Consider the following 12695-nt stretch of genomic DNA (forward strand, 5'->3'; position numbering starts at 1 on the left):
GCCTCATCGCCATGCCGTCCTCCGCACCACGAGCAGCAGCAGGGGGGCGCCGCAGAGCGCCGTCACCACCCCGACCTGGATCTCCAGCGGCCGGGCGACGACCCGGCCGAGGGTGTCCGCCGCGAGCAGCAGGGCCGGGCCGACCAGCGCCGAGCCGATCACCTGGACCAGGAACCGGTGGCCGGCGACCCGGCGTACGATCGCCGGCACCGCCAACCCCAGGAACGCGATCGGCCCGACCACGGCGGTCGCGGTACCGGCCAGTACCGTCGCACAGAGCACGCCCAGCCAGCGCGTCCGGGCCGGATTGGAGCCCAGCGAGGCGGCCACCTCATCACCGAGCGCGAGCGCATCCAGCGGCGCGGTCAGCAGCAGCGCCCCGACCAGTCCGAGCACCACGAGACCGACCAGTACGCCCCAGGAGGACACCGGCGCGGCGAGCGAGCCGATGTCCCAGCTGCGATAGGCATCGAAGACATCCGGCCGGGTCAGAGTGATGGCCTGCACCACAGCGGTCAGCGCGGCCGAGATGGCCGCACCGGCGAGCACCAACCGCACCGGGGTCAGCTCCCCGCCCATCGCGGCGATCCAGGTGACCGCGGCCATCGCGACGAAGGCGCCGACGATGGCCACCGGCACCAGGGCGAGCCCACCGACACCGAGCAGCACCGCGGCGCAGACCGCGGCCGCCGCACCGGCGTTCACCCCGAGCAGACCGGGGTCGCCGAGCGGGTTGCGGACCACGCCCTGCAGCAGGCAGCCGGCGACCGCGAGCCCCACACCGACCAGCAGACCGAGCAGGGTGCGCGGGATCCGGGCGTCGATGATCAGCTGTGCCTGCTCGGGGGCGTTCCCCTGCAGCGCCGCCCAGACCTCGCCCGGGCGTACCGCCACCGAACCCAGACAGATGCTGGCGGTGACCAGCAGGGCGAGCAGGATCAGTCCCGCGGCCCCGCGCAGCAGGTCAGCCCGCAACCTTCGACGCCTGCGCGTCGATCAGCGGCAGGTAGCGCTCGATCGCCCAGGGCACGGTCAGCGGGTTGATCATCGAAGAACCGGTCACGAAGGACTGGTCGTTGCTGGCGATCACCGCGCCCTTCTGCACGGCAGGGATCGCGGCGTACAACGGCTGTGCCTCGACCTGCTTGCGGGTGTCCGCATCGCTGTAGAAGGTGAAGAACAGCTCGGCATCGGCGACCTTGTTGGCGTTCTCCAGCCCGAGCAGTGCCGAATCGGTGCCGCTGGTCTCGGGCAGCGTGGCGACCACCGGATCCAGCTTCAGCCCCAGCTTGGTCAAGAAGGCGACCCGCTGCTCATCGGGCAGGAAGATGCCCAGCGTGCCGGGCCCGTTGGTGTAGGCGTAGACGAAGGAGATGTCGCGGTAGTTGGGACGGCTGGCGGCGGCCTTGGCGAAGGTGTCGTCGATCTCGGCGATCAGCCGGTCACCCTCGGCCGGCTGGCCCAGCGCGGTCGCGATGGTCTTGATCTGCTGGTCCCAGTTGGTGCTCCACGCCTTGTCCGGGTACGCGATGGTGGGCGCCAGATCGGAGAGCACCTTGTACTGCTCGGGGGTGATGCCGGACCAGTTGGCCAGGATCAGATCCGGGTCGGCGGCCACGATCGCCTCGATGTCGAGCTCGGTGGATCCCTTGATCAGGGTCGGCAGCTGACCGCCGCGCTTCTCGACGGCTTCCCGGATCCAGGGCAGCTGGCCGCTCTGATCGGCACCCCACGGATATGCCTCGATGCCGACCGGGATCACCCCGAGCGCGATCGCGGTCTCCGCGGACCCCTGACCGAGAGCGACGATCCGCTTCGGCGCGGCAGGGATCTCGGCGGTGCCGAGCGCATGCTTGATGGAGACCGGGAAGGCGCCGTCCGAGCCGCCCTCCGCCGGTGGCTGGGCCTGCGGCGACGGGGACGCGGAGCAGGCGGAGACCAGCAGCAGCACCAGGCCGACGAGCAGGGCAGAGAGACGGGAACGCATCGATTCTCTTTCTGGGTGGGGAATCAGGGCAGGTGGGGGTGGGTGGACAAGTTCAAAGACGGCTGTTCAGCATTCGGCCCGACCGCGGCGCCAGTAGCCCATGAAGGCCACCTCGCTGCGGTCCCAGCCGGTGCTGACCAGATGGCGGCGGATGGTGGTCACCACCCCGGCCTCACCGGCGATCCAGGCGAATCGGCGGCCACCGGTCTCCGGCGCCTCGGCGGTGGTCGGGGTGTCCCAGAGGATCGCGTCGTCGTCGGGCAGCTCGGCCCGCGCGGTGGGTTCGCCGATCACCGCGGCCAGCAGCAGCTCACCGATCTCGTGCTTCTCGTTCCTGGGCAGGATTTCCACACCGACACCGGCCGGAGCCGGGAGCGCAATCCGGTCGGCGTCGGTGGGAACCTCCAGCAGCACCCGGCCACTGATCGTCTCGGGCAGTGCCGCCACGATCGAGCGGATGGCCGGCAGCGCGGTCTCGTCGCCGACGACCAGCACCTCGCCGGCGCCGTCGGGCCGCCACTCCAGGCCGAGCCGGTCGTGACCGGTCAGCCGGGAGTCCGGTCCGACCAGGATCGCCTGCTCCCCGGGTTCGGCCGCGCCGGCCCAGCGGGTGGCGGGGCCGATGTCACCGTGCCGGGCGACGATGACGTCGACCTCGCCGACCTCGGGGCGCACCGCGGCCGGGGTGAAGGTACGCACGGGGCGGCGCTCCATCTCCGGCAGGGCGCGCCAGGCGGCGTACCAGTCGTCCCCGGGTGGGAAGTCCGCCAGATCGTCGCCCCTCCCCCGCGGCAGGACCAGCTTGATCCGCTGGTCCAGGCAGGTGGCACCGAAATGCTGCAGCTCGGGACCGGTGAAGGTCAGCTGCCGCAGTTGCGGGGTCAGGTCGGTGGCACGCTCGAGCACGACACGGAACTGGCTGTACGGGCGACTCACACGAGAAAAGGTAAGGCTTGCCTAACTAGGCGTCAACCCCAGTTTCCGCAGTTGCTGATCCATCGCGCGGCGGTCCTGGCGCCCCACCGGCACCTCGATCACCTCTTGTCCGACAACCGGTTCGGCGAGCAATTTGTTCAACTCCACAAGGGATTCCGCCCGGTCATACCGCCAGCCGTACCCCTCGACGACCGGTTGCAGCCGCACCCCGGTCGGCGTACCGAAGACCCGCTCGAAACCTGTGGCGTACGCCTCATCGCCCTGTTCCAGACTGTGGAAGATCGAGCCACCGTCGTCATTGACCACCACCAGCCGCAGCCGCGGGCGCCGCTCCAGCGGCCCGATCAGCAACCCGCCGACATCGTGTAGGAAGGTCAGATCGCCGAGCAGTGCGGTCACCGGCTCGTCGGTCGCCAGGCCGATCCCGGCCGCGGTGGACACGGTGCCGTCGATCCCGGCCAGCCCGCGATTGGCATAGACCAGGAACGGATTCTTCGGCACCGGCGCCAGATCGAGGTCGCGGATCGGGTTCGACGATCCGGCCACCAGCACATCCTCGGCGCCGAGGGAGGCGACCACCGCCGCCGCGGCCGTCTGCCCGGTCAACCGGTCACCGAGGAGTCCATCGATCCCGACCGAGACCCGTTCCCCCGCCGCGGTCCAGCGCTCGAGCCAGTCGTCCCGGGACGGCTCCTCACAGTGCACCTTGGTCGCGACCCGCATCCGCGGCGCGGCGACCTGCAGTCGGCTGGTTTCGGTGACCACCACCGTCTCCACGTCGGTACGCCGCAGCAGGCGCGTCACCGGCCGGGACAGCGTGGGGTGCCCGAACACGATGACCCGCTCGATCTCCTTGCCCAGTGGGGTCTCCAACAGCAGCCGGTAACCGCGGACCGCCGCACCGGACCGGGCGTTGGAGGTCGGTTCGGCCAGCAGCGGCAACCGGCCCTGCTCGGCGAGCCGGCGGGCCCGCTGCCCCATGGTGGGTGTCGCATCACCGGCCAGCACCACCGTGCGACGGTCCCCGGACAGCCGATACGGCACGGTCTCGACCACCCCGGGTGCCGATTCGACCGGATCTCCCGTCGCACCCTCGCGCGGAGCCTCCCCGTCCTCGTCGGAGATCAGCGGCTCGCTCAGCGCGACGTTGAGATGCACCGGCCCGGGGTCCCGGGTGAACACCCCGGACGACGAGCGCAGCAACCGCTCGAACTGGAAGGCCCAGGCGTCGGAATCGCCTTCCTGGTTGGAGATCCGGGCGCTGGCACGGACGAAGTGGCCGAAGATCCCTGCCTGATCGGTGGTCTGGTTGGCACCGGTGTGCGCCATCCAGGACGGCCGGTCGGCGCTGATCACCAGCAGCGGCACTCCGGAGTGGGCGGCCTCCATCACCGCCGGCTGCAGATTGCCGACCGCCGTGCCGGAGGTGGTGACCACCGCCGCCATCCGCCCGGACGCCTTGGCCAGGCCGAGCGCCAGGAACCCGGCATCCCGCTCATCGATCCGCACGTGCAGCTCCAGGCCGCGTTCGCGGGCCGCCCGTTCCAGTGCCAGCGCCAGCGGCGCGGAGCGACTTCCGGGGCTGAGCACCACCGGCGAGCCCGCGGTCTCGAGACCGCGCACCAGCGTCTCGGCCAACCGCATGGCGGCGTTCACAGTGGTACCCCCGCGAGCCGGGTTTCCCACCGGGCAACGGTTTCCTCGTCGGCGGCGCAGCGCCGCAACGCATCGGGATCGGCCTCGACGGCCCGCACCGAGATGGCCCCGTCGACCGCGGTCAGCGAGTCGGCGACCAGGTCGTCGGTGAGCAGGGAGCGGGTGTTCAGCCCGCAGGCGTGGGGCAGCTCCGGCAGGGCAGCGGCCAGCGCGACCCCGGCGGCCAGCCCGATCGAGGTCTCCAGCGCCGAGGAGACCACCACCGGCAGCCCCAGCAACTCGGCCAGCTCGAGGCAGCGGCGTACCCCGCCCAGCGGTTGCACCTTCAACACCGCCACATCGGCCGCCGCCAGCTCCGCGACCCGCTCCGGGTCACCGCTGCGCCGGATCGACTCATCGGCCGCGATCGGCACCGAGATCCCCTTCTGCAGCAGGGTTCGCCGCAATCGGGCCAGGTCCTCCACCGAGGCGACCGGCTGCTCGGCGTACTCCAGCCCGAACCGTCCCAGCTCCCGCAGCGCGGCGACCGCCTGGTCGAGATCCCAACCACCGTTGGCATCCACGCGGACCCGGCCGTCGACGCCGAGCGCATCGCGCACCGCTTCCACCCGCGCCAGGTCGTCGGCCAGCGTCTGCCCGGGCTCGGCGACCTTGACCTTGGCGGTCCGGCAACCGGAGTCACGCGCCACGGCGTACGCCTGTTCCGGGCCCACCGCGGGAACCGTCGCGTTCACCGGCACCGACTCCCGCACCGGCTCCGGATAACCGTCGTCGGCCGCCTCCCGTGCGGCCGCCAGCCACGGCTTCAGCTCGTCACCGTGATAGTCGAGGAACGGACTCCACTCCGCCCAGCCGCCGGCACCACGCCAGACCATCCCCTGCCGTCGGGTGATGCCGCGGAACCGGGTCCGCATGGCGATGTCATAGACGTGGAGCTCGGGCACCCGCGCAGTCTAAGGGGTCGGACTACAGTGAACAGGTGCTGCTCCGACCCCTGCCCGCCGCCGACCCCGCCCTCGTGGCGGCGCTGCGACAGGCACTCGACGGGGGGTCGGCGCTGGCCCCGCTGCCGGCCGACCCGCAGGCCGCGGAGGCCGCGCTCGCGATGCTCCGCCCCGACCAGCCGCTGGAGCACACCGACACCGCGCTGATCGTCGCCACCTCCGGCTCCACCGGCACGCCGAAGGGCGTGCTGCTCTCCGCCGATGCGATCCGCGCCGGGGTCATCGCCACCCACCAGGGCCTCGGCGGCCCCGGCGACTGGGTGCTCGCTCTGCCCGCCCACTACGTGGCCGGGATCATGGTGATCGCCCGCACCCTGGTCGCCGGCACCGAGCTGGCGTACGCCGACCCGCGGCTGGGCGACCTGCCCACCCCGACCCGCCCGACCTATCTCTCGCTGGTGCCGACCCAACTGCACCGCGCCCTCGACTCCGCCGAACTCACCGAGACACTGCGGGCGTACGCCGCGATCCTGCTCGGCGGCGCCGCCGCCCCGCAGCCGCTGCTGGACCGCGCCGCCGCGGCCGGGGTGCGGGTGGTGACCAGCTACGGGATGAGCGAGACCTGCGGCGGCTGCGTCTACGACGGCGTACCGCTGCCCGGACTGCGGGTCGACCTGCTCGGTGAGCGGCAACGGATCGCCCTGTCCGGCCCGATGCTGTTCTCCGGTTACCGGTTGCGCCCCGAACTCACCGCCGAGACCCTGCAGGACGGCCGGTTGCTGACCAACGACCGCGGGGAGTGGGTGCCACGTCGGCCGAGCGAGGGAGGCAACTCATCTCGACACGCTCGCTGCGCGAGCCACTCGATGAGCGTAGGTGAGTCGAAGCGATTCCTGCGCGTCCTCGGCCGCCTCGACGATGTGATCATCTCCGGCGGCGTCAACGTCGATCTGGCCGCGGTGGAACGGGAGCTGCACCGGCACTGGCCGCAGGCCGCCGCGATCGGCGTACCCGATGAGACCTGGGGGCAGCTCGTGGTCGCCGCGGGCACCGACCTGCCCGACCTCGCCACCCTGCGCGAGACCCTCGACACCCTGGCACCCGAAGCCCGACCGCGGGGCCTGTTGCGGCTCGATGTGCTTCCGACGACCAGCAGTGGGAAGGTGGATCGCCAGCGCCTGATCGCCCGCTGGCCCGACCACCACGACAAGGAGCTGCTGTGACCGGCCAGCCGGAAGCCACCCACCACCCCAGGTTCGCCGACTGGGTGGCCGGGGCGCGACCGCGAACCCTGCCGGCGGCGCTCTCCCCCGTGCTCGCCGGTTCCGGGGTCGCCTCGTTCGCCAGGGCCTTCGACCTCGGGATGGCGCTGCTCGCCCTGCTGGTCGCAGTCGCCCTCCAGATCGGCGTCAACTACGCCAACGACTACTCCGACGGCATCCGCGGCACCGACGCCGACCGGGTCGGGCCGATGCGGCTGGTGGGTTCCGGCGCCGCCTCCCCGGCCGCGGTGAAGCGGGCCGCCTTCGGCTGCTTCGCGGTCGCGGCGGTGGCCGGACTGGTGCTCTGCCTGTGGAGCGGGCAGTACTGGCTGGTGCTCGTCGGGGCCGCCTCGGTGCTCGCCGCCTGGTACTACACCGGTGGCCGCAATCCCTACGGTTACCGCGGTCTCGGCGAGGTCTTCGTCTTCATCTTCTTCGGCCTGGTCGCGGTCTGTGGCACCGCGCTGGTGATGCAGGGCCGGTTCTCGCTGCTGGCACTGGCGGTGGCCTGCGCGATCGGTTTCCTGGCCTGCGCCATCCTGGTGGCCAACAACCTGCGGGACATCCGCGGTGATCTGGAATCCGGCAAACGCACCCTGGCGACCCGCTTCGGTGACCGCGGTACGCGCTGGTTCTACCTCGGGTTGCTGGTGGCGACCGCGATGGCCGTGGCTGCGGCCGCCTGGCTGAGTACGCCGTGGGCGCTGCTCGGGCTGGTGTTCGTTCCGCTGCTGCTGCCCTCGACCCGGATCGTGCTGCGCGGCGGTGTCGGCCCCGAGCTCATCGCGGTGCTGAAGGCCACCGGGATGGCCGAGCTGGCCTGCGCCGCCGGCCTGTTCGTCGGCTTCCTGCTCGGCTGAGTGTTGGCCCGCTTTCGGGCATGCCCTACACTCTGCGAAAGCCCTGACACACGACGGAAAGAAGCCGTGAGCCATCGCACCACCTCCGACTCGGAGGGTCGATCGTCCAGCTCCACATCGGAGCCTCCCAGTATCGCGCTGAGCCCCTCAGGGGGTGACGTCTCGTGCCCGAGTTGTTGAGCATCGCACTCGGTGTCCTCATCACCCTGGTGATCATCGCCGCCTGTGGGTTCTTCGTGGCCCAGGAGTTCGCCTACATGTCGGTCGACCGGTCGCGGATCGCGGCCCAGGCCGAACGCGGTGACCCCAAGGCCAAGCGGGTCCAGGCCATCACCCAGCGCACCTCCTTCATGTTGTCGGGCGCCCAGCTCGGCATCACCGTCACCGGTCTGCTGATCGGTTACGTCGCCGAGCCGATGATCGGCGATCCGCTCGCCGAACTGCTCTCCGACACCGGTCTGAGCCGCGGTGTCGCGGTGCTCCTCGGCACCACCGGCGTACTGGTCCTGGCAACCATCGTGACGATGATCTTCGGCGAGCTCTATCCGAAGAATCTCGCGATCGCGAGCCCGGAGCCCCTGGCCCGGGCACTGGCCCTGCCGACCCGCATCTATCTGCTCGCCTTCGGCTGGCTGATCACCGTGTTCGACAAGGCGGCGAACGGTCTGCTGCGGCTGCTGCGGATCGAGCCGCTCGAGGATGTCGACGCCAGCGCCAACGCCCGCGACCTCGAGGCGATCATCGAGGAGTCGCGGGCCAGCGGGGATCTGCCCGATGACCTGTCCATCATGATCGACCGGATCATCGACTTCCCGCGGCGCGATGTGGAACATGCGATGGTGCCACGCTCCCGGGTCGACTCGATCTCCCCGGACGCCACCATCGGCGAGGTCCGATCCCTGATGGCGACCGGGCACACCCGCTATCCGGTGATCGGCCACGAGGACTCCCCGATCGGTATCGTCGAGTTGATCGACCTGCTGCGCCGCGCCCACGACGACACCGCCCCGGTGTCCAGCGTGATGCGCGAGACGGTGGTGATCCCGACCTCGATGCCGCTGCCGGATGCTCTCGAGCGGATGCAGCAGACCCGCAACGAGCTCGCCTGCGTCGTCGACGAATACGGCAACTTCGACGGGATCCTGACGATCGAGGACCTCACCGAGGAGGTCGTCGGCGAGCTGTCCGACGAGCACGACATCCAGGTGGATGAAGTGGTGGCCGTCGACGACGACCACTGGAGTCTGCCCGGTGACATGCATCTCGACGAGGTCGAGCGGCTGATCGGCCACGACCTGCCGGAGGTCGACACCGAGACCATCGCCGGGCTCGTGGTGAGCGTGCACGGTGACCTGCTGCCCGAGGGCGGCACGGTGCGGATCGACCTGCCGGAGAAGGCCTCGGAATCGGTCCAGGGCATGCACATCGACCGCTGGCTCGAGGTCCGGGTCACCGAGGTCGAGCGGCACGTCCCCTCCCAGGTGCTGGTGAGTTTCAACGAGGTCGACCATGACGGCGTACGCGAGGGTGACGACGTGAGCGAAGGGAAGGTGCGCTGATGGCCTGGTGGGCAGTCACCCTGATCACGATCGCGCTGATCATCGCCAGCGCGTTCTTCGTCATCATCGAGTTCGCCCTGCTCGCGGCGCGACGGCACCGGCTCGAGGAGGACGCCCCGCGCTCCGCCGCGGCCCGCGCCGCCCTGCGCGGCATGAACGAGCTGACCCTGATGCTCGCCGCGGCCCAGCTGGGCATCACGGTGTGCACCTTCCTGCTCGGCGCCATCACCAAGCCGGCGATCTACAAACCGTTGGCGCCGGTGCTGCGCGACTGGGGGCTGCCGCTCTGGCTGGCCGACGCGGCCGCCTTCGGGTTCGCGCTGATCGTCGTCACCTTCCTGCACCTGGTCGTCGGCGAGATGGCGCCGAAGTCGTGGGCGATCGCCCACCCCGAAACCGCCGCGAAGTCGGTCGGCCTCGCCTCACGCGGTTTCGCCTGGCCGCTGCGCCCGTTCCTGCTGTGGATCAACCACGTCGCCAACCGGCTCGTCGCGGCCTCCGGGGTCGAGCCGGTGGAGAAGGCGGCCGTCGGCGGGCAGGACGCGGACACGATCCGCGAACTGGTGTCGCATTCCCGGGAGGCCGGGGTGCTCGAGACGCAGTACTCCGCGCCGATCGAGAACGCGATCGGGCTGGGATCGCTGACGGTGCGCGACATCGTCCGCACCGATCGGACCCCGACCGCGGTCCCGGTGGACGCCACCGCACTGGACGTGCAGGAGGCGTCCGCGCGGAGCGGGCACCTGCGGGTGCTGGTCGGTACCGGACCCGGGTCGAAGATCGTGCACGTCCGCGACACCCTCGACATCCCGGAGGCCACTCCGGTCTCGGAGATCGCCCGGGCGGCCTTCGTGCTCTCCCCCGAGGCGACGGTGTTGGACACCCTCACCACGATGCGCCGCGAGCACGAACAGCTCGGCATCGTGGTCGACGGTGACGAGCTGGTCGGGGTCGTGTCGCTGGACGATCTGCTGCGGGAGGTGTTGCCCGGACCGGCCGATCCGCTGGTCCAGGCGGTACGCGGGTAGCCGGTTGCGCAGCGAACTAGAATGAGGTCATGCTCAGGTTCCTGCCGTTGATCATCATCGTGATGCTGATGATCTACTGCGTCGTCGATGTGGCTCAGTCCCGCAGCGACGAGGTGCGGATCGCTCCGCGCTGGCTCTGGGCCGCCGCGGTGATCCTGTTGCCGCTGTTCGGCGCGGTGACCTGGCTGTTCTGGGGCCGCCCGAACGCCGCCTCCATCGCCGAGGCCGAAGCCGACCGGCATCCCGCCGCCCCTGACGACGACCCGGATTTCCTGCGCCGATTGCGCTGACCACGGCCCGGAACTCGCCCCTGCACCCGGGACCTGCTAGGAACAGGGCCATGCAATCCGACCCGCTCCAGCCGCTCAAGATGACCGTCGGCACACTGGCCACCGGCTGCGTGATCATCGGCGTCGTCGTCGCCGGCATGATCATGACGCCACCGGAGGAACCGGCATCGCTGGGCCAACAGGTGGTGCCGATCCTGCTGCCACTGATCACCGCCGCCGTCGGCTGGACCCTGCTGCGCCGTCCGCCCGCCCCGACCGGTGACCAGGCCGCCGGCCCGCAGGCCATGGCCGCACTCCGGTCGCGGACCATGCTCGCCGCGGCCATCACCGAGGCCGGCGGGTTCCTCGCCTTCGCGTTCGGCTTCGTCTTCGAGTTCCCGCCCCTGGCGGTGACGATCGCACTGGTGCTGGCCGGCGTACTCGTGCTGGCCGTGGCCTGGCCCCGGATGTCCCGCCTCGAGGAGTGGGAGCGGGAGATGCGCCGGCAGGTCCGGCGCTGACCCTTTGACCCGTCGCTGCGCTCCTCGTTCAGGGAACGGGTCACCGGACGCACGAAACCCCTGCCGCAGCAGGGGTTTCGTGGTGTGTGGTGTGAGTGCAGGCGAGTCAGCGGATCTCGGCGCCGTCCACCCCATCGTGGGCCGAACCGTCGGCGGTCACCGAGGCCGGCACCCGCGCGGGCGCCTTCTCCCGGGCCTCGTCGGTGTACTTCTCCAACAGCTTCGACAGGTCGACACCGGTGGTGTTCTTGATCAGCTCCATCGTCTGCACGACGTTGTTGGTGACCTGCTTCGGCACCGCACCGGCGCCGTCGGTGGAGACCACGGTCAGCTTGTCGATGCCCGCCATCGGGGCGGCGACCTTCTCGGCCACCTGCGGCAGCACCTCGACCAGCATCTGCAGCACCGCGGCCTCGTTGTACCGCGCGAACGCCTCGGCGCGCTTGTTCATCGCCTCGGCCTCCGCCTGGCCCTTGGCCAGGATCGCCGCCGCCTGCGCGTCACCCTCGGCGCGGACCGCGTCGGCCTCGGCGACACGACGGGCCTTCTCCGCCTCACCGCGGCGGGCACCCTCGATGGCCTCCGCCTCGGCGAGCGCGGCGCGGCGGGACTTGTCGCCCTCACCGGTGAGCCGGGACTTCTCGGCATCCGCCTCGGCGGCCGCGATCGAGGCGGCCTTGTTGGCGTCCGCCTGCCGGATCGCGGCGGTACGCCGGGCCTCGGCCTCGGTCTCCACCCGGTACCGCTCGGCGTCGGCGGGCTTGCGCACCTCGGTGTCCAGCTGGCGCTCCTTCAGCGCCGCCTGGCGGACCGCCACCTTCTCCTGTTCGGCCAGGATCGCCTGGTCCCGGTCGGCCTGCGCCAGCGGACCGGCAGCGGATGCCTGCGCCTGGGCGGCATCGGTCTCCGCCTTGATCTCGGCATTCTTCAGCGACAGCGACCGATCCGCGACCGCGACCTGGGTCTCCGCCGAGATCCGGGCCTGCTCGGCCTCCTGGCGCGCCGCAGCCTCGGCCACCGCCGCCAGCTGACCGACGCGCGCCGCCTCCGGGCGACCGAGGTCGGAGAGGTAGGAACCGTCATCGGTGATGTCCTGGATCTGGAAGGTGTCCAGCACCAGCCCCTGCCCGGTGAGCGAGGACTCCGACTCATCGGCGACCCGCTGCGCGAACGCGGCCCGGTCACGGATGATCTGCTCGACGGTCAGGCCGCCGACGATGGAGCGCAGCGAACCGGCCAGGGTCTCCTGAGTGAAGGTCTCCACCTCGTCCTGCTGGGACAGGAATCGCTGGGCGGCGGCGCGGATCGAGTCCTCGTTGCCGCCGACCTTGACGATCGCGACGCCATCGAGATTCAGCCGGATTCCCTGCTGGGACACGGCTCCGCGGATCTGCACCATGATCCGGCGGGAGGAGAGATCGAGCACGTGCAGGCGCTGCACGAACGGCATCACGAAGACACCGCTGCCCATCACGACCTTCTGGCCGGACAGGTCGCTGGAGATCTGCCCGGTTTCGGGGTTCTTGACTTCCTTGCCCTTGCGGCCGGTGACGATGTACGCCTCATCGGGCCCGGCGACCTTGTAGCGGCTGGCGATCAGAAAGCCAACCAGCAGGACGATTGCGACGATGCCGATCACGGCGATCACGATCGGTGACAAGAGACCTGTCATC

At 70.7% G+C, this 12695-nt stretch carries 12 protein-coding genes; 6 read left to right on the forward strand and 6 right to left on the reverse strand.

What is annotated here, in order from left to right:
- Positions 1-3: 3 nt before the first annotated feature.
- From BI335_RS18455 to BI335_RS18475, 5 genes are all read right to left on the reverse strand, one after another.
- Positions 4-975, reverse strand: a complete 972-nt coding sequence (locus BI335_RS18455; RefSeq protein ID WP_094359468.1) for a FecCD family ABC transporter permease — start codon at positions 973-975, stop codon at positions 4-6.
- Complete coding sequence (locus tag BI335_RS18460) at positions 965-1987, reverse strand: iron-siderophore ABC transporter substrate-binding protein (RefSeq protein WP_094432742.1); 1023 nt, start codon at positions 1985-1987, stop codon at positions 965-967. The genes BI335_RS18455 and BI335_RS18460 overlap by 11 nt, the downstream gene beginning before the upstream one ends.
- 66 nt (positions 1988-2053) lie before the next feature.
- Positions 2054-2923 (reverse strand): siderophore-interacting protein, encoded by an 870-nt coding sequence (locus BI335_RS18465; protein ID WP_094432744.1) that lies wholly within the window; start codon positions 2921-2923, stop codon positions 2054-2056.
- Between the two features lie 21 nt (positions 2924-2944).
- On the reverse strand, positions 2945-4579 hold the full coding sequence (gene menD, locus BI335_RS18470) for a 2-succinyl-5-enolpyruvyl-6-hydroxy-3-cyclohexene-1-carboxylic-acid synthase (RefSeq protein WP_229119687.1): 1635 nt from the start codon (positions 4577-4579) through the stop codon (positions 2945-2947).
- Complete coding sequence (locus BI335_RS18475; protein WP_094405088.1) at positions 4576-5523, reverse strand: o-succinylbenzoate synthase; 948 nt, start codon at positions 5521-5523, stop codon at positions 4576-4578. The genes menD and BI335_RS18475 overlap by 4 nt, the downstream gene beginning before the upstream one ends.
- Positions 5524-5558: 35 nt before the next feature.
- Between BI335_RS18475 and BI335_RS18480 the strand changes: the two genes are divergently transcribed.
- The 6 genes from BI335_RS18480 (at position 5559) to BI335_RS18505 (ending at position 11022) form a co-directional block, all read left to right on the forward strand.
- Entirely contained in the window at positions 5559-6746 is a 1188-nt protein-coding gene (locus tag BI335_RS18480; RefSeq protein WP_094405087.1) for an AMP-binding protein, read from the forward strand.
- On the forward strand, positions 6743-7645 hold the full coding sequence (locus tag BI335_RS18485; protein WP_094405086.1) for a 1,4-dihydroxy-2-naphthoate polyprenyltransferase: 903 nt from the start codon (positions 6743-6745) through the stop codon (positions 7643-7645). The genes BI335_RS18480 and BI335_RS18485 overlap by 4 nt, the downstream gene beginning before the upstream one ends.
- 164 nt (positions 7646-7809) lie before the next feature.
- Positions 7810-9204 carry a hemolysin family protein gene (locus tag BI335_RS18490; protein WP_094359456.1) on the forward strand — a complete coding sequence of 465 codons (1395 nt, stop codon included), beginning with the start codon at positions 7810-7812 and terminating at the stop codon, positions 9202-9204.
- A complete protein-coding gene (locus BI335_RS18495) occupies positions 9204-10232 on the forward strand; it encodes a CNNM domain-containing protein (RefSeq protein ID WP_094432746.1) in 1029 nt (342 codons plus the stop codon). The genes BI335_RS18490 and BI335_RS18495 overlap by 1 nt, the downstream gene beginning before the upstream one ends.
- 29 nt (positions 10233-10261) lie before the next feature.
- Positions 10262-10522: a PLD nuclease N-terminal domain-containing protein gene (locus BI335_RS18500; protein WP_094359453.1), complete on the forward strand. Its 261-nt coding sequence runs from the start codon at positions 10262-10264 to the stop codon at positions 10520-10522.
- A gap of 50 nt (positions 10523-10572) precedes the next feature.
- Positions 10573-11022 (forward strand): hypothetical protein, encoded by a 450-nt coding sequence (locus BI335_RS18505; protein ID WP_094432748.1) that lies wholly within the window; start codon positions 10573-10575, stop codon positions 11020-11022.
- A gap of 106 nt (positions 11023-11128) precedes the next feature.
- Here the strand turns inward: BI335_RS18505 and BI335_RS18510 are convergent, their stop codons facing one another.
- Positions 11129-12694, reverse strand: a complete 1566-nt coding sequence (locus BI335_RS18510) for a flotillin family protein (protein WP_094405083.1) — start codon at positions 12692-12694, stop codon at positions 11129-11131.
- Position 12695: the final 1 nt, after the last annotated feature.

Source organism: Enemella evansiae, from assembly GCF_002250705.1.
Lineage (GTDB): Bacteria > Actinomycetota > Actinomycetes > Propionibacteriales > Propionibacteriaceae > Enemella > Enemella evansiae.

Coding starts and splice junctions, on each gene's coding strand:
- BI335_RS18460 (WP_094432742.1), bottom strand. CDS start 1,987: ATGCGTTCCCGTCTCTCTGCCCTGCTCGTCGGCCTGGTGCTGCTGCTG.
- BI335_RS18495 (WP_094432746.1), top strand. CDS start 9,204: ATGGCCTGGTGGGCAGTCACCCTGATCACGATCGCGCTGATCATCGCC.
- BI335_RS18500 (WP_094359453.1), top strand. CDS start 10,262: ATGCTCAGGTTCCTGCCGTTGATCATCATCGTGATGCTGATGATCTAC.
- BI335_RS18505 (WP_094432748.1), top strand. CDS start 10,573: ATGCAATCCGACCCGCTCCAGCCGCTCAAGATGACCGTCGGCACACTG.
- BI335_RS18510 (WP_094405083.1), bottom strand. CDS start 12,694: ATGACAGGTCTCTTGTCACCGATCGTGATCGCCGTGATCGGCATCGTC.